This is a genomic window from Allobosea sp. 01N443 (genome assembly GCF_056399325.1).
This window is the reverse complement of the sequence record NZ_JBFTRC010000071.1, coordinates 1-25,368: the sequence shown is the minus strand read 5'-3', so window position 1 is coordinate 25,368 and position 25,368 is coordinate 1. Positions and strand designations below refer to the sequence as shown.

Here is a 25,368-nt window from a genome sequence, read left to right as displayed (position 1 = left end):
GCATTACTGCAGCCAGTTCCACCCGAAATACAATTCCGGCGTGGCGGAGTTGGTCAAGGCGGCGAACCTGTCCGACTGGGGAACGCTGTTCCGCAACAAGTGCGGCGATATYGAGATTCCATCGCGCTGGGGCAATGCCGACAAGCCGACGCTCGACCCCTGGGTCATCAAGGAGCCCTATACCGGCGGCGCCACGCGCGTCGTGATGGAACGCAATCCCTATTTCTGGCAGGTCGACACTGCCGGTAACCAGCTGCCCTATATCGACAGGCTCAGCTTCAGCATCTCGCAGGACGTCGAGTCGCTGATGCTGGATGCGATTTCCGGGCGCCTCGACATCCAGGAGCGCCATCTCGACACGCTCCAGAACAAGCCGACCCTGTCGCAGAACATGCAGAAGGGCGGCTACCGCCTGATCGAGTTGATCAGCTCCTCGTCGCAGCAGGTTCAGATCTATCTGAACATGACGCACAAGGACGCCAAGATGCGCGAGATGTTCGCCAACAAGGAGTTCCGCAAGGCGCTCTCGTTGGGCATGGACCGCAAGGAGATCATCGACCTCGTCTATCTCGGCCAGTCGCAGCCGCATCAGACTGGGCCCCGCCCCGGCCATCCCTGGTATCACGCCGGCTTGTCCGAGCAGTTCACCAGCCACGACCCAGCCCAGGCCAACGCCATTCTCGACAAGCTCGGCTACGCCAAGAAGGATGCCAACGGCATCAGGCTGCGACCGGACGGGCAGAGGGTCTTCTTCGCCATCGACGTGATTCCAACGCTGTATCCCGATGAGGTCGATGCGCTCGAACTGGTGAAGCGCCACTGGGCCGAAATCGGCGTCGACATCAAGGTCAACACGATCGAGCGCGCCCTTTACTACACGCGCGGCGACAACAACGACCATGATGCCGCCGTCTGGCCGGGCCCCGGCGGACTCGACCCGATGCTCGACCCGCGTGACTACTTCGCCCAGCACACTCAGGGCTCGCGCTACGCGATTCCGTGGGCGCAATGGTACGTCTCGGGCGGCAAGGACGGCCAGGAACCGCCGGAGGGCCAGAAGCAGCGCATGAAGCTGTTCGACCAGGCGCGCGCCACGGCCGACCTGGAGAAGCGCACCGCGCTGATGAAGCAGGTCTTCGACATCACCGCCGACGCCTTTGAGACCATCGGCATCTGCCTCGCGGTGAACGCCTTCGGCATCTGCAAGAACAACCTACAGAACGTGCCGGCGAAATATCCCAACGCCTGGACCTGGCCCAATCCCGGCCCGGCCCTGCCTCAGCAGTTCTTCTTCGCGACGTGAGCGACGACAGCCCGGCCGCGCCGCGAGCGTGGCCGGGCCGTCTCACCCAACAGGCAGTGCCATGCTCCGCTTCATCGCCAAGCGCCTCCTCTGGATGGTGCCCTCGCTGATCGTCGTCAGTTTTCTGTCCTTCGTGCTGATCCAGCTTCCTCCGGGCGACTTCGTCACGACCTATATCGCGACGCTCGCAGCCTCGAACGAAGTGGTCGATCAGAACACGGCGGCCGATCTGAGAATCCGCTTCGGGCTCGATCAGCCGATGATCGTCCAATATTTCAAATGGATCAGCGGCATCGTGCTCAGAGGTGATTTTGGCCTCAGCTTCGAATGGCAACAGCCGGTCAGTGACCTGATCTGGGAGCGGATGGCGCTGACCCTGGTGCTGACTTTCTCGACGCTACTCGCGACCTGGGGCATCGCACTGCCGATCGGCGTGTTCTCGGCCGTCAAGAAGTATTCGATCGGCGACTATATCGTCACCTTCTTCAGCTTCCTCGGCCTCGCCATTCCGAGCTTCCTGCTCGCGCTCGTGCTGATGTATGTCGCAGCCGTCGAATTCGGGCAGGAGGTCGGCGGGCTCTTCTCCGAGCAGTATCTCACGGCCCCCTGGAGCATCGGCAAGGTCATCGACCTGCTGCACCATCTCTGGATTCCCGTCATCATTCTCGCTGTCTCCGGCACCGCCAGCCTGATCCGCGTCATGCGCGCCAACATGCTGGACGAGCTGCACAAGCCCTATGTCACGACGGCGCGCGCCAAGGGCCTCTCGGAATTCCATCTGCTGGTGAAGTACCCGGTTCGCCTGGCCCTCAATCCGTTCATCTCGACGATTTCCTGGCTGTTGCCGAACCTCGTCTCCGGTTCGATCATCGTCGCCATCGTGCTTAGCCTGCCGACGGCGGGGCCTCTCCTGCTCCAGTCGCTGATGAGCCAGGACATGTATCTGGCCGGCGCGTTCGTGCTGCTGATCTGCACGCTCACGCTCATCGGCTCTCTCATCAGCGATATCCTGCTCGCCCTCGTCGACCCCCGCATCAGGCTGGAATAGGTAATGACCGACACCGCCCTTTCATCCGTCGACAGCACCCGGCTGGCCGTTGCCTCGCAATGGCAGCTCGTCTGGTGGGCGTTCAAGCGCCACCATCTTGCCATGGCGGGGCTGATCGTCACGGTGTTTCTTTACATCATCGCCATTGCCCCGGGTTTCTTCGCCATCAATGATCCGTCGCAGCAGAACGCACGGGCGGCATTCCATCCACCGCAGGCTATCCATTTCATCGACAGGGGGGCGGATGGGAGCTGGTCTTTCCGGCCCTTTATCCATCCTTCGGTGTTTAAGCGCGATCCGCAGACGCTCTCAGCGGTCTATAGCGAAGACAAGGCCCGCAAAACCTATCTTACGTTCTTCGGCCAAGGTTTCGAGTACAGGCTGTTCGGGCTGTTCAGCACTACGACCCACCTGATCGCCTCGGAAAACAAGGCCCAGCCGATCTTTCTGCTCGGGACGGATCGGCTCGGCCGCTGCGTTTACAGCCGTATCATCCAGGGCGCCCAGATTTCCCTGTCGGTCGGCCTGGTCGGCGTCCTGCTTTCGCTGACTATCGGCATCCTGCTCGGCGGCATCTCCGGATATTACGGCGGTCGCATCGACTTTGCGGTACAGCGCGTCATCGAGTTCGTGCTGTCGCTACCTAGCATCCCGATCTGGCTCGCGCTGTCGGCAGCCCTGCCGCAGGATTGGCCCGCGACCCTCAACTATTTCATGATCACGCTGATCCTGTCGCTGACCGGCTGGGCCCAGCTCGCCAGGGTCGTGCGGGGCCGCTTCCTGAGCCTGCGTACCGAAGAATTCGTCACCGCGGCGCGGCTCGACGGTGCCTCTGAAGGACGGGTCATCTTCCGCCACATGCTGCCGAGCTTCGCCAGCCACATCATCGCGTCGATCTCGCTGGCGATCCCGGCCATGATCCTCGCAGAGACCGCGCTCAGCTTTCTCGGCCTGGGGCTGCAGCCGCCGACCATCTCCTGGGGCGTATTGCTGCGCGAGGCACAGAACATCCGCTCGATCGCGACCGCGCCCTGGCTGTTCGCGCCCGGCGTCGCCGTGGTGATCGCCGTGATCGCCCTCAACTTCCTTGGAGACGGATTGCGCGATGCCGCCGATCCGTACAACAAATGAGCGTCATCGATCTCGCCATCGGCCAGGAGCTGCGCCCCGCCGCGCCGGCGCCGACGATCCTCGAAGTCAGGGATCTCGTGACGCACTTCCCGGTGCGCAACGGCGTCGTCAAAGCTGTCGACGGAGTCTCGTTCACGCTCCAGCGTGGCAGGACGCTCTGCATCGTCGGCGAGAGCGGCTCGGGCAAGAGCGTGACCGCGCGCTCGATCCTGCAAATCGTCGATGCACCTGGGCGTATCGTCTCGGGCGCGATGGTCTTGCGCCGGCCCGATGGAACCTCCGTCGATCTCGCGAAGCTCAACCCGCGCGGGCGTGAGATCCGCGCGGTCCGCGGCCGCGAGATCGCGATGATCTTCCAGGAGCCGATGTCGTCGCTGTCGCCGGTCCATACCGTAGGCGACCAGATCATGGAGGTGCTGCAGCTCCACCTGAACATGGGCAAGAAGGAGGCTCGCGCGCGCTGCGTCGAGCTCCTGGCGCAGGTCGAGATTCCCAAACCCGAAGCCGCCGTCGACCGCTATACGTTCGAGTTTTCAGGCGGCATGCGCCAGCGCGTAATGATCGCGATGGCGCTCGCCTGCAATCCCTCCCTGCTCATCGCCGACGAGCCGACGACCGCGCTGGACGTCACAACGCAGGCCGAGATCCTTGATCTGATCAGGAGGCTGCAGCGGCAGCACGGCATGGCCGTGATGTTCATTACGCACGATATGGGCGTGGTCGCCGAGGTTGCCGATGAGGTGCTGGTGATGCACCACGGCAAGGTGATGGAGAGCGGCCCGGTCGACGCCATATTCCACGCGCCGCAGGACGACTACACCCGCATGCTGATCAGCTCCGTGCTAAAGCTCGAGCAGAAGGCCGAGATCAGGCTGAGGCGCGCGCCGATCGCGCAAGAGGCTCCGCCCGTCCTGCAGGTCCGCAATCTGGAAATGCATTTTGGCTCGCCCAAGGCTCCGCTCAGGGCCGTCGACGACGTCTCGCTGGAGGTCAGACCGGGGGAGACGCTCGGCATTGTCGGCGAGTCCGGTTCGGGCAAAACCACGATGGGGCGCTGCCTGCTGCGGGTCTACGAACCCAACGCCGGAGCGATCGACTATCGACGCGCCGATGGCGAGGTCGTCGACCTGCTCAAGGCTGACAAGGAGACGCTGAGGGCCTGCCGGCGCGAGATCCGCATGATCTTCCAGGATCCGGTGGGTTCGCTCAACCCGCGCATGACGGTGGCCCAGATCATCGGCGAGCCCCTGCTCGTCAACAAGATCGCCTCCGGCAAAGAGCTCGACGACCGGGTTGCTGAACTGTTGCGCCAGGTCGGCCTGGAGCCCTCCTGGCGGGAGCGCTATCCGCATGCCTTCTCCGGCGGCCAGCGCCAGCGCATCGGCATCGCGCGTGCCATCTCCCTTAACCCACGCGTCATCGTCGCCGATGAGGCGACCTCGGCGCTCGACGTCTCGCTGCGCTCGCAAATGCTCGACCTGATGATGAACCTGCAGGACAAGCTCGGCTTATCCTACGTCTTCATCAGCCACGACATCGGCGTCATCCGCTACATGTGCGACCGGGTGGCTGTGATGTACCGCGGCAAGGTGGTCGAGACCGGTGGGGCCGAGCAAGTCTGCAATACGCCCACGCACGCCTATACCCAGGCCTTGCTCTCCGCCATTCCGCGACCCGACCCTCGGGCGCGCAGCATCCACCGCCGCCACCGCTACTCCGGTTAACGAGCCTACGGATCAGCCCCATGAAGATCGTCGACATCAAGACCTTCCTGATGCATGCGGGCGCCCCCAGCCTGAAGAACTGGGCCGCGGACGGCTCGTTCGGATCCCAGCAATTCTCGAAGAACCTCACCGGCAGCCGCAACTGGCTCTTCGTCAAGGTCGTCACCGACGAAGGCATCACCGGCATCGGCGAATGCTCCGGCTGGCCGCGCGTCATCAGGACGGCGGTCGAGGACCTGAAAGCGCTGCTCGTCGGCGAGGATCCGACCCATATCGAGCGGCTCTGGCAGAAGATGCAGATCGCGATCATGGGCCACGGCATGACCGGCGTGGTCGGCGCAGGCGCCATGACCGGTATCGACATGGCGTTGTGGGACATCAAGGGCAAGGCGCTGGATACGCCGGTCTGGAACCTACTCGGCGGCAAACTACGCGACAGGATCCGTATCTACGGCCATGCCAACACTCCGGAGGCGGCGTTGTCGCTGAAGCAGCGCGGCGTTACCGCGTTGAAATGCGGCGGCGTCTCCGATCCCGTCAGGAAGGTCGCGGCGCTGCGTGAGGCGGTCGGCGCGGAGATGGACATCGCCATCGACCTGCATGGCCCACCATGGCTCACACCGGCCGATGCGACGCAGGTGTGCCGGGCGCTTGAGCCCTACAAGATGATGTGGGTCGAGGACCCGATCGCGCCCGATAATCTCGACGGCTACGCCCGCATACGCAACCATTCCTCGGTGACGCTGGCGGCCGGTGAGCGGATGGCGACCATCTTCGGTGAACGCGAGCTGATCGAGCGCGACCTGATCGACGTGGTCCAGCCGGACACCGGCCGAGCCGGCGGGATAACCCAGATGAAGAAGATCGCGGCAATGGCAGAGGCGCATCACATCATGCTTGCGCCACATTCCGGCTCGCTCGGGCCGGTCGCGGAATATGCTGCCCTGCATCTCCTCGCAAGCTGCCCGAATGGCCTCATCCTCGAGCGCATCKAGGATGACTGGGACGGCCGCGCCAAGACGGTGATCCCGCACCCAGTCTCGCGCGACGGCTATCTCGACGTCCCCGACCGCCCCGGTCTCGGTGTCGAGATCGACGAGGATTTCGTCGCGCAATGGCCCAGCGAGATGAATGTCTCGATCCCCGTGACGGAGGGGGCCGGCTCCTATGCCGAGGGAACTTTCCGCGAGCATGTCTACGTGCAGTCGCGCTGGAAGCGCGGCGTCTATTTCAAGGACTGAGCCTATGAAGATCGAGCGCTTGCGGGCTTATATGTCGCGCGACAAGGATCGTCCCCGTGTAGTTGTCGCCATCGACACCGATGACGGATTGACCGGCTGGGGCGAGTGCTACAATCACGGGCCTGACCGGGCGCTATTGCCTCTGCTCGACTACCTGTTCGAGTTTATCCGCGGGCAAGACCCGCGACGGATCGAGTACCTGATCCTCTACCTGCTCCAGCAGAGCCGCTTTCCGCCAGGCGCACTCGGGCTGGCGGCGATATCGGCCATCGACCATTGCCTTTGGGACATCTCGGCCAAGGCTCTTGGCGTGCCGGTCTACATGCTGCTTGGCGGCAATGTGCGCGACAAGGTGCGTGTCTATGCCGGTGTCTACACCGCCCCAGACCCGGCCATTGCGCGCGACGAACTCAACGCGCTGAACGAGCAGTGGGGGCTGACGGCGTTCAAGCTCAGTCCCTATCGGATCGACATGCACGCGCATCGCTGGGGCGAGGTCGTGCGAACCAGCGCCGAGTATTTTCGCAATCTGCGCGAGACCGTGCGTTCGGACTATGAGATCGCCTTTGACGCTCATGCCAAGATCTTCGAAGTCGGGCAGGCGATGCAGCTCGGTAACGCGCTTGCCCCCTACGATCCGCTCTTCTTTGAGGAACCGCTCCGGCCCGAAAACTTCGAAGCCTGGGGCGAGCTGAAGCGCGGCCTCGCCTGCACGCTGGCGACGGGCGAGTCTTTGTACAGCCGTTTCGAGTTCCTGCGGCTGCTCTCGGTCAAGGGCTGCGACATCATCCAACCCGATATTTGCGTCGTTGGCGGTCTGCTGGAGATGCGCAAGATCGCCGCGATTGCCGAGGCACACTACGTGACCATCGCGCCCCACAACCCGATGGGGCCGCTGGCCACCGCCGTGAACCTGCATTTCTCGGCTGCGCAGCCCAATTTCCGGATTCTGGAATACCGGCTGCCGCACGGCCCCAACTATGCCTTTGGCGACGGCAGCGGCGACGCCATTGCCCAGCCCGATCGCTCGCAGGGGGCCTGGTACGTCAAGGACCCCTATCTGCCAAGGGATGGCTATCTGCAATTGCGGCCCGATCGCCCGGGCTGGGGGGTCGAGATGGACATGAATGTCCTGGCCAAGGAGGACTACGTTCATTGGGAGCGGAAGGTCCCGTGCCGCCCGGATGGCTCGACGGCTTATGCCTAATGGCAATGTCGGATTCCGGCAGCTATCTCGGCGAATACGCCGTCCCCCGCCGGCATCTAGTCGGGCTCGGCGATGTCCATGCCTATAAGAGGATGGTCTTTGCCGAGCACGGCGCCATTCGCGGCCGTGGCGCAGGCGCTGGCCGCTCCTGCGAGGCCTCGCAGCTAGACGTCCCCTGCTCTAAGTTGATCAAGGTCGGATCTGCCTCGGGCTGGGATGCCCTGAGGGTTAGAGCAGCCCCATAATCATCAAGTAAGTCCTGATTTGGTCGGGCCCCCGGGAAGCAATAGGAGCCGTGCATGTCGCCTCATCATGCCAGAGAACAGGCCGATCTCGCCGTTTATATTGGCAATGGATTGGGCGGTGATATCAGTGTGCTGCGGCTCTCTGGCAAAAGCGGTACGCTGAGCCCGATCCAGCGCATGCCCTTCCCAGGCGTGACCGAACCCGGCCGCTCGCTGCCGTTAGCACTGTCGCCGGGTCGAGAGTTCCTCTACGCCGCCATGCGTGGGGCGCCACGCGGCGTCGCAACCTTCCGAATCGACCGGGCCACCGGTGCGCTGTCTGAACTTGGCTTTGCCGCGATGGCGGAGAGCGTCGCCTATATTCGCACCGATCTCAGCGGACGCTTCCTGTTCGGCGCTTCCTATGACGGAAATGTCGTCACGGTAAGTCCGATCGCGACCGACGGCGTCGCGCAGCCGGTAGCGCAGCGTATTCCAACTGCGCCGAACGCCCATGGCATCATGGGCGACCGATCCGACCGGCATGTTTTGGCGACAAGTCTGGGCGGCGACGTGGTCTACAGCTTCGATTTCGACCAGGTTGCCGGGACGCTGGCGCAACCACGGACGACCGCCCTACCGAAAGGCACCGGGCCGCGCCATTTCATCTTCGGTCCCGCCGGCAAGACCGTGTACCTACTTGGCGAGCTCGATGCTTCGGTCACGGTCTTCGACTACGATCCGGAACACGGCGCACTCAACACCAAGCAGGTCGTCAACATGCTGCCTGTCGGCTTCAGAGCAAAGCCCTGGGGCGCTGATATCCAGATTACGCCGGACGGCCGCTTTCTCTATGCCTCTGAGCGGAACAGCTCGATATTGGCGAGCTTCGCGGTCGAGGTAGATGGCAAATTGCGATTGTTGCAGCACATCCCTACCGAGACGCAGCCGCGCGGCTTCGGCATCGACCCCACCGGGCGCTACCTGGTGGCATTAGGACAGTCGACCAACCACGCTACAGTTTATGTGATCGACGAGAGCGGCGGGCTCAGTGTTACCGACCGAGCCATGGTGGGGAACAGCCCGGATTGGGTAGAGATGGTCGAGTTGGGTTGAGGTCAGCCAGGAGAAAAGGCGGGGTCATCGCTAGGACGCGAGCGCGGGGCCTTCTCAAAATCCCTCATGTCATACTCTGCGATTGCGTCCGTAAGGACAAGGAGCTCTCGCTCTCCGTCGCCGCCCGGCTCATAGCGAAGCAGCGCCGCGGCCCGCTTTACTGCAAGGCTGCGATCCTCGTCATTCGTGATCTCGAAACCTTTCTCACCTTGCAAAGCTGCCCCTCCTGCACGAACTCGCGATCTGAAACCCAGACCAACTTGCGAATCAGACTTCACGATCACCATGGATTGCGGTGGCTTTCGGGCAGCGCGATTTACGCGATCGGCCGGCAACTCGTCGTCATACGAACCAAGCCATCATCCGACGTAACTGAGCCTGAAAGGCTTTATTCCTGGCCCCACGGCTGGCCGCCGGACAGCATAACGCCGCGCTCGCCTAGCTGTGCCTCGAGCCCCTACTCGAGTCTGGCGATGAATTCGTCGGCGACCGCTTCGCGAGCCGCTTGTTCGATCTCTGGGCCCGATGCCTCGGGCCTGCCAAAGGCAATGTTCTCCCGCGCCGACGAACTCTTCGTCCGCCTCCGTGCAAGCGCCGATTTCTCCTGAAGACTTCGGTCAGACGGTATTTTTCGGCTTCGGCGGCCTATTCGCCCCAGCGCAAGGAACGCCTTATTCCATCGCCTCGCGCTGTTTCAGCAGCTGGTTCAGCAGCTCTTGTTGATGGTTGATCCTGTTCGCGATTGCTTCTTCCGCAGCAGATCCAGTGGTTGCGGTGGCTCGTTCCATCAGATCGGCTATATTTCTTCGGACGACCGCAATCTGGTTATCAAGATTCTGCTTGGACACATTATCAGGCATTGGCTCATTCCTCAGTGCGTATCTAGCGCCGATTACCAGAGGTGATGCAGCAAAAACGTTTCGGGCTATACTCAACAAGTCATTCGGTCAACTTGCCAGAATTAGCGGATACGATCTGATATAGAATGCGATATCGCGCCAAATATTTGCTGATTTCTGCCAACGGAACTGAACGTCCTGCATCCGGGCAGCGAGCAACCTATGCGATCATCGTGCGAATGATGCCAGCTACCGGCGCCCGTGATTTGCGTAAGCAAGGTCTCGCCGCGGAAGCAGCTGAGCAAGCGGTCGAAGCATAGGAAAACCATAGCCGCTATGCTGCGGATCGCCAGGATCTCGACCTATAGTGCGCAGATAACGCGGACGGCAGGCCCCCGGGGCGGCGTACGTGCAGTGGGCCGCGACCAGCGACGCCGCGATGCTGCATGGTGATTGACCTAGACTGCGCCAGCCGCTCGCCTACCAGTGCAAGCACGGGTTCTGTAGATGGCACGGGCGCTCAGTCGTCGGCGTCGTGCCCGTGTTCGTGACGGTGGGCGTAGCGCTCGGCCGGGTCTTCCTCGTCCTCGTCCGGGATGTCGTCTTTGTTCAATAGCCGCTCAAGCCAGAGCAGCGCGGCGGCCTTGGCCTCCTCGACGCTGTCCTCGGCGCAGACCGCCCGACGGTTTTCCTGATCGGTGCCGATAAAGCTCCCCGCGGAAAACCGGCTCGGCCTGATTACAAACCAAGCCTTGTCCGGCTGATCATTCGGGTCGGTGTGCCAAAGGCTGACGCCATCGACGCTGGTCTCGTACCAGGCCACCTTCTTCGGAGTCTCCGGCATATTCCCGTTCCAATGGGCCATGGTCGGATGTCCTCAAGTCGAGAGGTAGATGACAATGCCGGATTCCTTCGGAATTGCCCCACTGGTCATGCCATCGCCCAGCGACCCATGGCGATTGGCGGTTCAAGGCGCGACGCTAGTCAACGACAATAGTCGTCGTCGTCTTCCTCGTCGTCATCCAACTTGTGGTCGCCGTCCCGTGCAGTGAAGTCAGCCTCAAGTGCCGCTTCCGCGCATGCTGTTTATCGGCGCAGTAAACAACTCCTCGCACATATCGGGCGTCACGAGCATTAACAGAAGCAGCATCGTGAGCGCGCCGACAGGCCGTTCCGGGCTGTGTCGACGATCGGCAGAGTCGGATGCCGCCCCCCATCATCAGGATGAGCGCAGGCGCCAATTCGCCTTCGCGCGAGAAAGCCCGCTTGCGCGATCTCGCGCTGCTCACCCTGACTGTCGTCGCGATCAGGCCCCATGGAAGCTAGTGGGCCAAGGCGCCGAGGCGTGACGCGATGCGTCGCGTGCAACAAGCTGCGATACCTCAGCGAACAGGTCCATCGGCGCTCTCAGCGCCAAATCCGACAGGGAGAGGATACCGATCATCCGTTTCTCTCTGTTCATCACCGGAACATGATGGATTTGCTCCTCCGCCATGCGGCGCGTCGCATCCCTGACGTCATCGTCCTCGAAGCACCAGGTGATGCCCGCCGTCATGACCTTTCTCGCCTTTGTAGTGTTGGGATCGGCCCCTTCGGCGCAGCCACGGCAGGAAGGTCTCTGTCCGTGATCATTCCGATAAGGCGATCATTTTCTCCCACCGGAAGGCACCCGATTTTCGCGTCGCGCATCTTGCGCGCGACCTCGGTCAGCGAGATGTCCGGAGAGATCCATTCTGCATGTGCGGTCATAGCGTCACGAACGAGCATGATAACCTCCTGCTCTGCGCGGCTTCGAGTCTGAGGCATGTCGCTCTCTGAAGGGATTGCCTGGTGGTCTCCACGCTGCGCCGGAATGCGCTGCGCCAGCCGAGCGCGCTATTCAGAAAACTGCCTTGGGCGCCGAAAGCAGCGTGGTCCGGGAAAGGACTCTGGCGAAGGCCTGCCCCCAGGGAGTGGCATGCTCGTGGATGATAACGGATCATCAGGGGGCGAGCCAGCATAGTGTGCGGTGACCAGGCAATTCGGCGCAGCCAGGGCCGACAGCAGGGCCAGCGGACCAGTCCTTACTCCGGGCCGCCGATCCAGTCGACCAGCAGAGCTGCGAGGCCGAATGCAGCGCCGGCGGAGCAGACAGCTGGCCAGCCATTCCAGGCCCAAGCGATGCCGGCCAGCATCGATCCGGTGGCGCCACCGATGAAGAAAATGCCCACGAACAGCCCATTTAAGCGTCCGCGCGCCTTGGGCTGTAGTAGGTTGATGGCGCGGCGGCCGAGCGTTTGGTCGCCGATTACGCCGATGTCGAGCAGCACGGCGCTGACGACCATTAGCCCCAACGGAACCCATCCGGTTGCGGTCGCGGCTGCGGCGGAGCCTGCCCACGCCGACAGCGCCATCGCGCCGATCAGCACGAGGTGGCAGGCGAGAGTGGCGGAGCGCGTCAAACCACGATCTCCAGCGCGGCCGAACAGCGGCGTGACTGCAGCACCTCCGGCGCCCGCCAACGCAAACAGCGCAATGCCGCGCTGGCCGAGGTCGAAGGGCGACTGTGCAAGGCGCAATGCCACCGCCGTCCAGAACAAGCTGAACGCCGCCATTACCAGCGCCGCTGTCAGGGCGCGCCGTCGAAGCATCGGTTCGTCGCGCAAAAGGCCGAGCAGCGAGGCGATCAGCGCGCCATAGGATGTTCTCGCTACCGGGAGCCGTCGCGGCAAGCTGAAAGCGAGGACGCAGGCGAGCAGAATCAGAGAAGCCGCGCTGAGGCCATAGAAGGCTCGCCAGCCCCAAGCATCGGCGACCAGGCTGGCCAGCGGACGCGCCAGCAGGATGCCGACCATCAACCCGCTCATGACGTCGCCGATAACGCGACCATCCTGTCCAGGTGGGGCCATGGATGCGGCGATCGGCACAAGGATCTGAATCGCGGAACAGGCGGCGCCCAGGACGAACAGCACTATCAGCAGCGCGCTTGCCGTAGGCGCGAGTGTGGCAATACCAGCGGCCATTGCTGCCGCGATCAACATACGCAGGATTAGGGCGCGATTCTCGGCGAGATCGGCGAGCGGCACGAGGAAGAATAGGCCGGCGGCATAGCCAAGCAGGGTGGCCATGGCGACGAGGCCGAAGCCTGCGGCATCGGCGCCGAACGATGACCCGATTAGGCCAACTAATGTCTGCGGCGCGAACAGATTGGTGACGATGATGCCGACAGCGGTGGCAAATAGCACAGTCTGCGGGCCGGTAATTGTGGCGGCCGGCAAATGCGTCATTTGTCCGTCTTTCGTTCCTCGCATGGTCGATCCTCAACATTCCGCATATCGTTTTTTGCTTTTATGCGAAACCGTCACCATGCTACAATTCAATAAATTCGATAATGATTATGCGGGTCTATTATGAACATTCATGACCTCGAAGCCTTTATCGCCGTGGTGGAAACCGGTTCGATCGTCGGTGCGTCAGCGAGACTTAATCTTACCCAGCCGGGTGTAACCCGCCGCATCCAGAACCTTGAGGACGCGCTGGCAACGGCGTTGCTCGACCGCCAGTCGAAGCCGCTGAAGCCGACAGCCTCCGGCCGTGAAGCCTATGAACATGGCCGGCGCGTGCTACGTTCGCTTGAGGATTTGAAGGCCGGCGTGTCGCCAGAGGGCGAGGTCAGGGGCGAGTTCCGGCTGGGCATTATGCCCTATCTCTCCGATGCCGCGCTGGCGATGCCGCTCGATGGCCTGCGCGCCGCGTTCCCGCAACTGACTTTACGCATCACCTCCGGCTGGTCGCCAAGGCTGGTCGAGCAGGTGGCGCGCAGCGAGCTCGACGCAGTGGCGGTGTGTCTCGCGGAGGGTTTGGCGCCGCCGCAGGAACTGATCTGCGACGATCTCGGCGCGCAAACAGTGCTGCTGGTTGCGTCATCCGACCTTGGTGTACCGCGGGAAGCCGACCTTGCCACGCTGTCGCAATTTCCCTGGGTGATGAACGAAAATGGCTGTGGCTTTCGTGCCTATATCCGCCAGAGCTTCGAGGCGGCGCGGCTGCCTTTCCAAGTTGGGGTGGAGGCTCTCAGTGTCGATCTCAGAATGTCGCTGGTGGCGCGCGGCCACGGCATCGGCATAGTCACCCCGGCCGCCTTCGCCGACGGCCGCTGGCGCGAGGGAGTTGAGGTCATCGACTGCCCAAACTTCAAGCCGCAAGTGCGCGCTTGGTTGCTGCACCGCCCCCCGGCAGGCAGGCTCGCGCGGCCGATTGAAGTGTTCCGCAATGCCTTGATCGAAGGGCTTCAGCTTCCGATGCCGCTGTTATCGTAACACGGTGCTCAGAGCAGTGCTTCACGAGGCCTTATCAGTCCCCGATTGGCGCCTTGTGATCGAAGCCGTATAAGTATACTTGCCGGCTCCAAACTTCAGTTTATTTTCCATCGCGCTCTATCGATGCGGTCATTTCCGCTTGGCAGTGGGTTTGATTCGCGAGATCATTGCTCCGCGGCTTATGTTGCTTTGGGTCTGGGGAAACGAGCGTCATCGCCATGCTTTATGCCCTTATCGGGCTTACGGCCCTGTTTGTCGTGGCTGTCTTCGCACACGCGGGGGACAAGAGCCCGCTTCAACGCCGGCTTTACGATCAGCGGCACCGCAGCACCGAGCAGGCGTTTAGACGGAGGAGCCGTATTTGACATAATTAGTGCCAGTTGTCGGCTCGCGCTGGTGGACGTCCTAGGCAACGATAGGCGGCTGTTCCTTCGGCCAAAGCCGCCAGATATTCGTAAGATGAGTTGACGATCTTCGTCTCAAACGCGCGAACCCTCGACTCGGGGATCTCAGAGCGGACGGATCATGGTCCCCGATAGCGATCCAGGATGGACACTGAACCTTCGACCGATTGTCACCCAAACAATTGGTGCCCGTATCATCGGTTCCGATCACGCCGCGGCATCAGTAGTTCACCTAGCCTCGCTCCCCCGCCAAAAATTCTTGGGAGGCGAGCGATGTCGGAAAGGCTCTCCACCTTGCCTCAAATGAACGGTTTCACGGGCGAACTGGTCGAGCCATTGACCAGCAAGGCGGTGTTCCAGTCTAGCTTGGCACACCGATATGCACGGCGCGCTCGAACCAAGAAGATCCTGCGCTCGCTGAGCGATGAGCAACTCCGGGACGATGCGCCGCTGCCCCGGCGGGACGGTCCGGGACATGTGAGCACCGTGTTGTGGCCGGAGCTGACGGGTAGTCGAACTGGAACGCCAAGAGACTACAAGTGCAAGCGCGCTGTCGACGGATAATCATCGCCCACTTAAAGCGCGGGCCAGCCCAATCTAGCAATTGGGGCTCCAGCACGTTCCCCATTAGTTGCCTCCCCCTCAAGCACCGAGCCTCTCCCGAGGTGAAGCTGCCAGGCGAGAGATCGCCCTCAGCGGAAGTCAGTGCTGATTAGAATGAAGAATCTGGCCGAGAAATTGTCGCGTGCGTTCATTTCGAGGTGTTGAGAAAAATTCTGCAGGCGGCGCGACCTCGACGATCTCGCCTGCATCCATGAAGATTATCCGGTCAGCAACCTTGCGGGCGAAACCCATCTCATGAGTGACGCAGATCATGGTCATGCCGCTTTCGGCGAGTTCTACCATGACGTCGAGGACCTCGCTGACCATCTCCGGATCGAGCGCCGAAGTAGGCTCGTCGAACAACATGATCCTCGGGTTCATGCATAACGACCGCGCGATTGCAACGCGTTGTTGCTGGCCACCCGAGAGCTGGATCGGGTATTTCGCGGCCTGCTCGGGGATATGGACGCGCTCCAAGATGATGCGAGCGTTCGCCTCGGCCTCCGGCCTCCTGATCCCGCGCACCTTCATTGGCGCTAGCGTGCAATTTTCCAACACCGTCAGATGCCCGAACAGGTTGAAGCTCTGGAACACCATGCCGATCTCGCGGCGGATGTTCTCGATGCCGCGCAGATGCGCGTGTACGCTCGTGCCATCAATGATAATCTCGCCGCTCTGGTGTTCCTCGAGCTGGTTGAGACAGCGGATCAGGGTCGACTTGCCAGAGCCCGAGGGTCCACAAATGACGATGCGCTCGCCGCGGTTGACCGTCAGGTCGATGTTCCGCAGAACCTGGAAGTCGCCATAGAATTTGTCGACCTTGCGCATCTCGATCATAACGTCGCCCGCGGTGCGGGACGCGCCGGTCTTCTCTGTTGCGGGCATCGTCATGAGCTTCATCTCGTTTTGACCAGAGAATTTGGCGCGCCCGACCCGAGACCGGACGCGCCATGTCACGCGTTTGGGCAGGTTCTCAGAATGTCGGCATCGGCGGAAGCTTGTTCAACGGAATGCCGAACCAGCGCTGGTTGATGGCGCTGAGTTCGCCGTTCTTCTCGATATCGGCGATGAATTTGTTGGCGAACTCGGCGAGCGCAGTGTCGGCCTTGCGAAAGGCCATGCCATTGGCCTGCTCGCGCAGGGTCAGCTTCGGCTCCATGTTGAGCTGTGGATAGTCCTTGTTGAGTTGCGCGAGGATGGTGTTACTCGCGCCCATGGCCTGGACCTGACCCGAGATCAGGGCCTGCAGCGCCGTGGCATCGTCGTCGAAGCGCTTGAGTGGCGTGCCCTGCGGCGCGATCGCGCTGATGGCCGTGTCCTGCGTCGAGGCGCGCGCGACACTGATCGTCACCGGCTTCAGGTCCTCCGGAGTCTTGATGTTCAGGCTCTTGGGACCCAGCACGTAAATGGTGAGCGTGCTGTAGGGATTGGAGAATAGCACCTGCTTTGAGCGCTCGGCGGTGATGCCGAACGTGGCAATCAGCACGTCAATTTTGTTGGTCAGCAGATAGGGTATGCGGTTTGGCCCGGTGACCGGGACGAGTTCGAGCTGCACGCCAAGCGCCTTGGCCATCAGCTTGGCGACGTCGGCGTCGTATCCGGCCGGCTGCTGCTGGGCGTCGGTGCCGCCGAAAGGCGGATAGTCGGTCAGTACGCCAACCAGCAGCTTGCCGCGCGCCTTGATCTCCTCGGGCGTGGCTGCGCTCGCCGGGGCGGCGCCGAGAGTTGCGGCGGCGACGCCGGCGAGAAGCAGCGCGCCGAGGCTGCGGCGCAGGATGGACTTGAACAGTGACATGGGACGTTTCTCCTCGGGTGGACTTGGTAGGCCTTGCGTCGCCGCGCTTAGCGCGCGGCGACCAGGAGCTTTTGCTCCATTCGCTTGCTGTAGGCCGATAGCGGCCGGCAGATCAGGTAGTAGATCAACGCGACGAGCGCGAAGATGGTAAAGGGCCGGAAGGTGGCGTTGTTAATCACCTGCGCCGCCCGCGTCAGTTCGACGAAGCCGATGATCGAGGCGAGCGAAGTGCCCTTAATCAGCTGAACGAGGAAGCCAATCGTTGGCGGAATGGAGATTCTGACCGCTTGTGGCACGACGACCAGCGCCATCTTCGGCCAGTAGCGCAGACCGAGCGAGGTCGCCGCCTCCCATTGCCCGCGCGGCACGACCTCAATAGCGCCGCGCCAAATCTCGCCCAGGAAGGCGCTGGCATGCAGCGACAAGCCGATCGCGGCTGCGGTCCAGGGATCGACTGACCAGCCAAACAGACCGGGCACGAAGAACGCGAGGAAGAGCTGCATCAACAGCGGCGTGCCCTGGAAGACCTTGATATAGCCGTTCGCGACCAGCCTGAGCCATTTGAACTCACTAGTTCGAGCGAGCGCGACAAGGGCGCCGCCAATCGCGCCGCCGACAAAGGCAACGACCGAGAGCAGCAGCGTCCAGCGCACCSCGGCGATGATGTAGAGGATCTCGTTAGGTCCGAGTGTGCGCATCGTCTGAAACCTACCGGGTTGGCTTGCGCAGGAGGGTGCGCTCGATTCCGGCGAAGGCGCTCCAGAAGAACAGCGACAGGCCGAAATAGATGCAGGTCACAACGAAATAGACCTCGAAGCTGCGGAAGGTGCGCGACTGGATATCGCCCGCGACCGCCGTGAGCTCGCTCGCCGCGATCGCGGAGCAGACGCTCGAATTTAGCATCAGCAGGATGAACTGGCTGGTCAGCGAGGGATAGACCGCCTGGATCGCCGGCTTGAGGACGATGTAGCGAAAGATTTGCAGCGGCCRCATGCCGAGCGACTTGCCGGCCTCGACCTGGCCCTTGTGAATGCTCTCGATGCCAGCGCGGATAATCTCGATGCCGTAGGCGCCGACATTGACGACGAGCGCGATGAGCGCCGCCTCGTTCGATGAGAGTTTGATGCCGAGCGTAGGCAGACCGAAATAGATCATGAAGATCTGAATCAGGAACGGCGTATTCCGGATCAGCTCGATATATTCGTCGATGAGCCAGCGTAGCCATCGCGGACCCGAAGTCTTGCCGAGCGCCCCCGCGACCGAAACGACCATGCCGATCGCCATTGCAAGTGCCGAGAGCACGAGCGTGTTGATCAGTCCCTGCAGTAACTCTGGCCACGCCGCGAAGACGTCGGCGAAATCGAATTCATAGCTCATGCAAAACACCCGATGCGGCGGGTGACCAAGCGTCCAGCCATCCGTCTCCTCCTATGCCCTCACCGGCCGGTTCGATATCGGCTCTTTGTCTTACAACCATTGCGCCAATTACAGACGCGGGATCATCAATCCACCATCAGCATTGATCACTGTGCCCGTCGCGTAGGCGAAATTGCCGCTCGCCAGACCGACCACGCAACGCGCCACGTCCTCGCCCTCGCCCCAGCGCCCGGCTGGTATCATGCCGTCCGCGATACGGGCATCGTATTTGGCCGCGACCTTCGCGGTCATGTCGGTGCGGATCAYGCCCGGTCGGACCTCGAAGACCGGGATGCCTTCGGGCGCGAGCCTGACCGCGAGCGCCTTCGCCCACATCGAGAGACCGAGCTTCGAGACGCAATATTGCGCCCGGTCGATCGAAACCATCTCCGTGCTGGCCGACGTGATGAAGACGATCACCGGCCGCTCTGCCTTGTCCGCGAGCATCGCCTTGGCGACTTCCTGGCTCAAGAAGGCGGCGCCGCGCAGGTTGACATCCATGACGACGTCGAAGCTTTCCGGCGTAATYTCCAGCATGTCACCGCGAACCGGCGCGCCGATCCCGGCATTCGAGACAAAGAGATCGAGCCGGCCGAAAGCCCGCTTCACATCCGCGTTTAGGGCAGCATGGCTTTCGACTGCGGCGACGTCATGCTTGAAGAACCGCGCCGCGGCGCCGGCCTCCTCGAAGAGCTTCAGCGCCACGGCGACCGCCTCGTCCTCGACAACGTCGGTGAAGGCGATGTCATGGCCTACCCTGGCGAGCGCGACACCGATCGCGCAGCCGATGCCGCGCCTTGCGCCGGTAATTAGTGCGACGGGGCGGGTCATCTTATTCCCCTCGGTAGAGCGGTGTGCGCTTTTCCTGGAAGGCGGCGACACCTTCCCTGACGTCATCAGTATAGGAGACGAGCGAGCTCGCCAGCGTCTCCATGATCGCTGCCCGGTCCTCGTCTTCCGCGGCGTTGATCAACTGCTTGACGATGATGTTCGCGACCGGACCACGGGCGGCGACGCGCTCGGCCATCGCTGTCGCGGCCGCGAGCGCCCCACCCTTCTCCACGACCTGATCGACGATGCCGAGAGCAAGCGCTGTCTCGGCGGTGACGACCTCGCCCGTCAGGGCAAGGCGACGCGCGACACGCCCGCCCAGGCGCTTGACCAGGCGTTGGGTGCCTGACCAGCCCGGAATCATACCGAGGCCGCTCTCGGGCAGGCCAATCTTGGCCTGAGCTTCACAGATTCGGATATCAGCGGTAACGGCGAGCTCCAGCCCGCCGCCGAGCGCGTGGCCGTTCATGGCGGCGATAACCGGCGGTTTCATCCGCGCGAGCTTGTCGAAGACACGGTGGCCAGAACGCACCCAGCCCTGCCCCATCTCCAGTGCCGAAAGCTCGCCCCAGGCGACAATGTCGCCGCCGGCGCAGAAGGCCTTGCCTTCACCCGTAAGGATCACCGCGCGCACCGTTCGATTGGCATCGATCCTATCGGCGAAGCTGCCCAGCAGCCCAACCATGACGTCGTCGAGCGCATTGAGCTTTTCTGGCCTGGCGAGCGTGATCGTCGCGATGCCGGAGGCGATGTCGAGGCGGACGGAGTCGCTCATGCTGCCCTCATTGGAACTTCAAGGCCGATCAACGCCTCGTCGAACAAGGCCGCATCCATCAGCTTTGGCGGCCGCGGCACCAGAAGCGGAAACTCGCTCTGGGCGAGGATGTCACGCTCCAGATCCACGCCGGGCGCGATCTCCGTGATGACGATCCCCTCCGGCGTCAGCCTCATCACACAGCGTTCCGTGATGTAGGTCACCTCCTGCCCCTGTGCGACTGCGCGCGGCCCTGAGAAGGAGATGTGTTCGACGGCCTCGACGAGCTTCTTCACCCTCCCCTCCTTCTCGATAACCAGCTTGCCATCGGCGATCGCGAGCTTGGCCGCGGCGCTAAAATAGCCGGAGAAGACGATGCGCTTGGCCCGGGCGGTAATGTCGATGAAGCCGCCTGCGCCGGCCGTGACATGCGGCCTGACCCCGAGCTTGGAGACGTTGACACAGCCCTGCCGGTCGATCTGCAGGAAGGAGAGCAGCGACATGTCGAAGCCCGCGCCCTGGAAGTAGGTGAACTGGTAGGGCGACGGCACGATCGCCTCCGCATTGGAAGCGCAGCCAAACTGGAACTCGAGCAACGGCACGCCGCCGACGGCGCCCTGCTCGATCACCCAAGTCACCGCGCCGTGCTGCCCCTCCTCGATCAGGATGCGCGGGACGTTTGCTGAGATGCCGAAGCCGATATTGACCGCATCGCCGTGGCGCAGTTCCTGCGCCACGCGCCGCGCGATGACCTTGGCGACGTCGAAGGCCGGCGTCTCGAAGCTCGACAGGGGCCGCGACACCTCGCCCGAGATCGCCGGATCATAGGCCGTCTGCGTCGTCTGCATCTGCTCGGGCGCGACAACGATTGCGTCGACCAAAATGCCGGGCACGAAGACGGCTTGCGTCTTAAGGCTGCCGGCGGCGACCACGCGCTTCACTTGTGCAATGACAATGCCGCCATTGTTGCGAACCGCCAGCGCTTGATCGAGCGGGCCGAGCAGGCCTCCCTCATGCTCGTAGGAGAGGTTGCCGCGTTCGTCGGCGGTTGTGGCGCGGATGATCGCGACCTGAGGTACGATGCTCCGGAAATAAAGCCAGTCGTCGCCATCGAAATCGACGCGGCTGACGATCGGCTCAGCCGCGGCGCGCGCATTCATGGCACAGCCCTGATGCCTGGGATCGACGAAAGTGTCCATGCCGATCTTGGTCAGCACGCCCGGCCGCTTGGCGGCGGCCTCGCGATGCATGTCGAACAGTATGCCGCTCGGGATGTTGTAGGCCGGTATCTGGTCGCCTGTGACCATCTTCCAGATTTCCGGTGGCTCGGCCGAGGACGGGCCGGACGGATAGGAGCCACCCATAATCCGCGCCAGTAGGCCCGACTTCGCCAGATGGTCGATGCCCTTGATGCCCCACATGTCGCCGGCTGCGATCGGATGCAGGGTCGTGAGATTGCGCGGATGGCCGCAGGCGTCGAAGCGTCGGCCGATTGCCGCCAGCACGGCGTCGGGACAACCCAGACCGGACGACGAGGAGACAGTGACAATCGCCTCGTCCGGGATTAGGGCCGCGGCTTCGTCAGCGGAGAGAATGCGAGGAAAGGCCATGGTTTTGTCTCTGGATGTGAATTGTCAGCCGGCGGCGGCCAGTGCGCGCTGATAGGCGCCACAGGATTCTCGGATGACGAGGTTGGCGGGGCCTATGTAGCTCTCCGATTCCGCGGCTGAATCGGCGATCTGCTTCAGCAGCAGCGCGGCGGCGCGCTCGCCGAGCCCGACGGGATCAACAGCGACGGTGGTCAGTGCTGGCGAGACATGACGCGCCTCGCTGGTGTCGTCGAAACCGACGATCGCGATGTCGCGCCCGACAACGAGACCGTGCCGCGCCGCGGCGAGCATCGCGCCGATTGCGACGACATCGTTGTAGCAGACCACCGCTGTAGGCCGATCATTTAGCGATAGTACAGCGCTCATTGCACCGAAGCCCCCGTCGCGTGTCGGCATACTTTCAAGGTTGAGGGTTGGATCAACTTTGCGGCCGGCCGCCTCCATAGCCGCGAGAAAGCCGCCGTGCCGCTCCTGTCGGACGACCATCGAATGCATGCCGCCGAGATAGGCGATGCGCTCATGGTCAAGATTGATGAGATGGCGGGTGATCCGGCTGGCCCCGGCGACGTTTTCCGGCACGACGTGGCTTACCTCGGCGCCCGGAAGGCGCCGGATCGCCACCACGAGCGCAGTATCGGCTGCTTTGACCCAATCGAGATGCTCAGACCGCGTGTCCAGCGCCGGACAAAGGATGATGCCGCCAGCACCATGCTCGCGCATCATCCGCATCACCTGGTCCTGACGCACCACGCTTTCGGCTGTGTTGGCCATGAAGGCGACATAACCTGCCATCTGCAGGACCTTTTCGACGCCAATCGCAAATTCGGCGAAGAATGGGTTCGAGAGGTCGTTGAGGACCAGGCCCACGATGCGGGATTGCGCATTTCGGAGGTTGGCAGCGCCGCGGTTGTAGACATAGCCCAGCTGGTCCATCGTCTGCAGAACCTGCTGCCGAGTCTCGCGCTTGACGGTGCCGCGCCCGGTCAGGACGAGCGAGACCGTCGATTTCGAGACGCCGGCGGCGTCCGCGATCTCGATGATCGTCACCTTTCGCTTGCCGCTTTTCGACTTCGGCATCGTTTCATCCCTGAACCGTCTGCGTCACTTCTTATTATGGAACGTTCCATTATCATACTTGCGCGAGTGAGGCAATCACCCTCTTTCAAATGATTTTATGCACCTATATAAGGTTATTGAGGCGTTCATGAAATAGAACGTTCCACTAAACTGCACTTCCGGAGGAAGCGATGGCTGAAATTTCCCTGCCCCGTGCGGACGGCAGCAGCGAGCGCTACCCGTTGGCGGCACCCTCCCCTTATCCCCGCACCGCTTCCGCAAACGGGGTTCGCACCGTCTATGCGGCAGCCCATGTCGTGGCCGACCCGCTGAAGCTGCAGGAGCCCTGGCGCGTCGCGGCGGTGGACTGGGACGCCACTCTGGCTTTCCGCCACCATCTTTGGGGCCTCGGCTTCAAGGTTGCGGAGGCGATGGACACATCCCAGCGCGGCATGGGGCTGGATTGGCCGAATGCGGCTGAGCTGATCACCTGCGTTCTCGCTGAAGCCAAGGCGACGCCCGGCGCCGATCTCGCCTGCGGCGCCGGCACCGACCAACTGGATCCGCACGCGGCGCGCAGCCTCGACGACGTGTTACGCGCCTATGAGGAACAGATCGGCCATGTCGAGAAGCACGGTGGCAAGATCATCCTGATGGCGAGCCGCGCGCTCTGCCGCGTCGCGAAAAGCCCAGACGATTACCACGCGGTCTACAGCCGTCTGATCGGCCAGTGCCGCGGCAAGGTGATCCTGCACTGGCTCGGCGAGATGTTCGACCCCGCGCTCGAAGGCTACTGGGGCAGCCGCGACTTCCGGCAATCCATGGAGACGGTGCTAACCTTGATCCGCGAGCACGCGGCCAAGATCGACGGCATCAAGGTCTCGCTGCTCGACGCCGGCAAGGAGATCGAGATGCGGCGCCTCCTGCCCGAAGGCGTCGTCATGTATACCGGCGACGACTTCAATTATGCCGAGCTGATCGCCGGCGATGAGCAGGGCTTCTCGCACGGGCTGCTTGGCATCTTCGATCCGATTGCGCCGGCTGCGGCAGCCGCCTTCGCCAGGTTGGAAGCTGGTGACAGAGCCGGCTTCCACGCTATCCTCGACCCGACAGTCGCGCTCTCTCGCCGGCTCTTCGAGGCCCCGACACAGCATTACAAATGCGGGGTGGTTTTCCTCGCCTGGCTGAATGGCTTCCAGAAACATTTTCGGATGGTCGGCGGCGCCGAATCCGCCCGCGGCATCCTGCACTATGCGGATCTCTTCCGCCTCGCCGACCAGTCCGGGCTCTTCGTCGAGCCGGAGCTTGCCGCACGCCGCATGGAGCATCTGTGCGCCCTTAACGGCGTCGCCTGAGGAAAGGGCCGTACCATGCACGCTCCATTGCTTGACACCGAGATCTACGAACAAATTCGCGAAACCGCCCGGCGCTTCGCGGAAGATGTCGTCAGGCCCGCCGCTGCCGATCTTGACCGTGACGAAACCTTTCCGGCCGAGATCTACCGCCTGATGGGCGAGATCGGCCTGTTCGGTATCACCGTGTCGGAAGAGCATGGCGGCTCCGGCCTCGACACGTTCGCCTATACAATAGTGATGGAGGAGTTGTCGCGCGGTTATGCCTCGATCGCTGACCAGTGCGGCGTCGTCGAGCTGATCGGCACTCTGCTCACCCGCTACGGCACGCCCGAGCAGGTGAAGCTCCTGCCGGACATCATTTCCGCGAAGACCCGCATCGCTTACTGCCTGACCGAGGCGGAGGCCGGCTCCGACCTCTCTAATGTCCGCACCACCGCACGCGAGACCGCCGCCGGCTACGTCATCGATGGCAACAAGCTATGGATCCACAACGCGCCGGTCGCAGATCTCGGCTTCGTCCTAGCCTCGACCGACCCTGCCGCGGGCCATCGCGGCATGAGCATCTTCTTAGTCGATCTCCATGCATCGGGTGTCTCGCGCGGGCCGAAGGAGCACAAGATGGGCCAGCGCGCCAGCCAGGTCGGCGCACTCAACTTCGACGGCGTCGTGGTGCCGCGCAAGGCGCTGCTCGGCCCGACGGGGCGCGGCTTCCACATCATGATGAGTGTACTGGAGAAGGGCCGCGTCGGCATCGCTGCGCTCGCGACCGGCATTGCGCAGGCCGGGCTGGAAGCGGCTCTGGGCTACGCGCGAGACCGCCGTCAGTTCGGCAAGCCGATCCTCGACAATCAGGGACTGCAATGGATGCTGGCGGACATGGCCAAAGACATAGCAGCCGCCCGTGCCCTGACAGAGAGAGCCGCATTGCTGATAGACCACGCCAGACCCGCGACCGCTGCCGCGTCAATCGCGAAGTGCTTTGCAAGCGATATGGCAGTGGCGCAGACGGCCAATGCCGTCCAGATTTTCGGGGGCGCCGGGTATATCCGCGGGTTTGAAGTTGAGCGGCTCTATCGCGACGCCAAAATTACCCAGATATACGAAGGTACTAACCAGATTCAACGAACTATTATCGCCAAGGAACTCATTAAGAACGGGGCCGCGGCTTAGCTCCTTGCCAACGACTTGCCGAGCTCACTTGGCATGATTGGCTGCAAATCGGCGGCCCCGAACAGAAATAGCATCTCAAGCCGGCGGCCGGCTACTCCGCTCCTGACCGCGGGAGCCGGGTAGCTGACCTTCGGCGACGCAATTACGGTCGGCGGACGACCCCAGGTCGCAGTGCTCTGGGTTAGGCCGCAAGCAGCAAGCAGAACGGCGGCCTGGTGGCGCGGAGGAAGGGCGCGCCACCGT

At 62.7% G+C, this 25,368-nt stretch carries 23 protein-coding genes; 10 read left to right on the top strand and 13 right to left on the bottom strand.

Annotation, left to right across the window (positions count from 1 at the left end):
* The 7 genes from AC1DRP_RS18375 to AC1DRP_RS18345 form a co-directional block, all read left to right on the top strand.
* A partial coding sequence (locus AC1DRP_RS18375; protein ID WP_476769215.1) for an ABC transporter substrate-binding protein occupies window positions 1–1,303 on the top strand: 1,303 nt, incomplete at its 5' end.
* A gap of 61 nt (window positions 1,304–1,364) precedes the next feature.
* The gene (locus tag AC1DRP_RS18370; protein ID WP_441492627.1) at window positions 1,365–2,351 is read left to right on the top strand and encodes an ABC transporter permease; all 987 of its coding nucleotides are present in this window, start codon (window positions 1,365–1,367) and stop codon (window positions 2,349–2,351) included.
* Window positions 2,352–2,354: 3 nt separating this feature from the next.
* Entirely contained in the window at window positions 2,355–3,482 is a 1,128-nt protein-coding gene (locus tag AC1DRP_RS18365; protein ID WP_476769214.1) for an ABC transporter permease, read from the top strand.
* Complete coding sequence (locus tag AC1DRP_RS18360; protein WP_476769213.1) at window positions 3,479–5,206, top strand: ABC transporter ATP-binding protein; 1,728 nt, start codon at window positions 3,479–3,481, stop codon at window positions 5,204–5,206. The genes AC1DRP_RS18365 and AC1DRP_RS18360 overlap by 4 nt, the downstream gene beginning before the upstream one ends.
* A gap of 20 nt (window positions 5,207–5,226) precedes the next feature.
* Window positions 5,227–6,447 carry a mandelate racemase/muconate lactonizing enzyme family protein gene (locus AC1DRP_RS18355; RefSeq protein ID WP_476769212.1) on the top strand — a complete coding sequence of 407 codons (1,221 nt, stop codon included), beginning with the start codon at window positions 5,227–5,229 and terminating at the stop codon, window positions 6,445–6,447.
* A 4-nt stretch (window positions 6,448–6,451) separates the two neighbouring features.
* The gene (locus AC1DRP_RS18350; protein ID WP_476769211.1) at window positions 6,452–7,654 is read left to right on the top strand and encodes a mandelate racemase/muconate lactonizing enzyme family protein; all 1,203 of its coding nucleotides are present in this window, start codon (window positions 6,452–6,454) and stop codon (window positions 7,652–7,654) included.
* Window positions 7,655–7,953: 299 nt separating this feature from the next.
* A complete protein-coding gene (locus AC1DRP_RS18345) occupies window positions 7,954–8,994 on the top strand; it encodes a lactonase family protein (protein ID WP_476769210.1) in 1,041 nt (346 codons plus the stop codon).
* A 671-nt stretch (window positions 8,995–9,665) separates the two neighbouring features.
* Here the strand turns inward: AC1DRP_RS18345 and AC1DRP_RS18340 are convergent.
* The 5 genes from AC1DRP_RS18340 to AC1DRP_RS18320 form a co-directional block, all read right to left on the bottom strand.
* Complete coding sequence (locus AC1DRP_RS18340; RefSeq protein WP_476769209.1) at window positions 9,666–9,854, bottom strand: hypothetical protein; 189 nt, start codon at window positions 9,852–9,854, stop codon at window positions 9,666–9,668.
* A 499-nt stretch (window positions 9,855–10,353) separates the two neighbouring features.
* The gene (locus AC1DRP_RS18335; RefSeq protein WP_476769208.1) at window positions 10,354–10,698 is read right to left on the bottom strand and encodes a hypothetical protein; all 345 of its coding nucleotides are present in this window, start codon (window positions 10,696–10,698) and stop codon (window positions 10,354–10,356) included.
* Between the two features lie 441 nt (window positions 10,699–11,139).
* Window positions 11,140–11,388, bottom strand: coding sequence for a CBS domain-containing protein (locus AC1DRP_RS18330; protein WP_476769207.1), 249 nt, complete (start codon window positions 11,386–11,388; stop codon window positions 11,140–11,142).
* Complete coding sequence (locus AC1DRP_RS18325; RefSeq protein WP_476769206.1) at window positions 11,385–11,600, bottom strand: CBS domain-containing protein; 216 nt, start codon at window positions 11,598–11,600, stop codon at window positions 11,385–11,387. The genes AC1DRP_RS18330 and AC1DRP_RS18325 overlap by 4 nt, the downstream gene beginning before the upstream one ends.
* 296 nt (window positions 11,601–11,896) lie before the next feature.
* A complete protein-coding gene (locus AC1DRP_RS18320; RefSeq protein WP_476769205.1) occupies window positions 11,897–13,123 on the bottom strand; it encodes an MFS transporter in 1,227 nt (408 codons plus the stop codon).
* A gap of 99 nt (window positions 13,124–13,222) precedes the next feature.
* Between AC1DRP_RS18320 and AC1DRP_RS18315 the strand changes: the two genes are divergently transcribed.
* Window positions 13,223–14,131, top strand: coding sequence for a LysR family transcriptional regulator (locus AC1DRP_RS18315; RefSeq protein ID WP_441509163.1), 909 nt, complete (start codon window positions 13,223–13,225; stop codon window positions 14,129–14,131).
* A gap of 1,106 nt (window positions 14,132–15,237) precedes the next feature.
* Here the strand turns inward: AC1DRP_RS18315 and AC1DRP_RS18310 are convergent.
* The 8 genes from AC1DRP_RS18310 to AC1DRP_RS18275 all read right to left on the bottom strand — a co-directional run bounded on the left by AC1DRP_RS18310 (window position 15,238) and on the right by AC1DRP_RS18275 (window position 22,621).
* Complete coding sequence (locus AC1DRP_RS18310; protein ID WP_441508106.1) at window positions 15,238–16,029, bottom strand: amino acid ABC transporter ATP-binding protein; 792 nt, start codon at window positions 16,027–16,029, stop codon at window positions 15,238–15,240.
* Between the two features lie 82 nt (window positions 16,030–16,111).
* Entirely contained in the window at window positions 16,112–16,933 is an 822-nt protein-coding gene (locus AC1DRP_RS18305; protein ID WP_441492614.1) for a transporter substrate-binding domain-containing protein, read from the bottom strand.
* 47 nt (window positions 16,934–16,980) lie between these two features.
* Entirely contained in the window at window positions 16,981–17,631 is a 651-nt protein-coding gene (locus tag AC1DRP_RS18300) for an amino acid ABC transporter permease (RefSeq protein WP_476769204.1), read from the bottom strand.
* A 10-nt stretch (window positions 17,632–17,641) separates the two neighbouring features.
* Window positions 17,642–18,310, bottom strand: a complete 669-nt coding sequence (locus tag AC1DRP_RS18295) for an amino acid ABC transporter permease (protein ID WP_476769203.1) — start codon at window positions 18,308–18,310, stop codon at window positions 17,642–17,644.
* Between the two features lie 108 nt (window positions 18,311–18,418).
* A complete protein-coding gene (locus tag AC1DRP_RS18290; RefSeq protein WP_476769202.1) occupies window positions 18,419–19,180 on the bottom strand; it encodes a 3-ketoacyl-ACP reductase in 762 nt (253 codons plus the stop codon).
* A gap of 1 nt (window position 19,181) precedes the next feature.
* The gene (locus tag AC1DRP_RS18285; protein ID WP_476769201.1) at window positions 19,182–19,955 is read right to left on the bottom strand and encodes an enoyl-CoA hydratase/isomerase family protein; all 774 of its coding nucleotides are present in this window, start codon (window positions 19,953–19,955) and stop codon (window positions 19,182–19,184) included.
* On the bottom strand, window positions 19,952–21,544 hold the full coding sequence (locus tag AC1DRP_RS18280; protein WP_441492609.1) for an acyl CoA:acetate/3-ketoacid CoA transferase: 1,593 nt from the start codon (window positions 21,542–21,544) through the stop codon (window positions 19,952–19,954). Before AC1DRP_RS18280 ends, AC1DRP_RS18285 begins: the two co-directional genes overlap by 4 nt.
* 24 nt (window positions 21,545–21,568) lie before the next feature.
* Entirely contained in the window at window positions 21,569–22,621 is a 1,053-nt protein-coding gene (locus AC1DRP_RS18275; protein ID WP_441508103.1) for a LacI family DNA-binding transcriptional regulator, read from the bottom strand.
* Window positions 22,622–22,791: 170 nt separating this feature from the next.
* Here AC1DRP_RS18275 and AC1DRP_RS18270 point away from each other — a divergent pair, with 170 nt between their 5' ends.
* Both AC1DRP_RS18270 and AC1DRP_RS18265 read left to right on the top strand, forming a co-directional pair.
* The gene (locus AC1DRP_RS18270; RefSeq protein WP_476769200.1) at window positions 22,792–23,955 is read left to right on the top strand and encodes a dihydrodipicolinate synthase family protein; all 1,164 of its coding nucleotides are present in this window, start codon (window positions 22,792–22,794) and stop codon (window positions 23,953–23,955) included.
* Window positions 23,956–23,970: 15 nt separating this feature from the next.
* Entirely contained in the window at window positions 23,971–25,125 is a 1,155-nt protein-coding gene (locus AC1DRP_RS18265) for an acyl-CoA dehydrogenase family protein (RefSeq protein WP_476769199.1), read from the top strand.
* The last annotated feature ends 243 nt before the right edge of the window (window positions 25,126–25,368 follow it).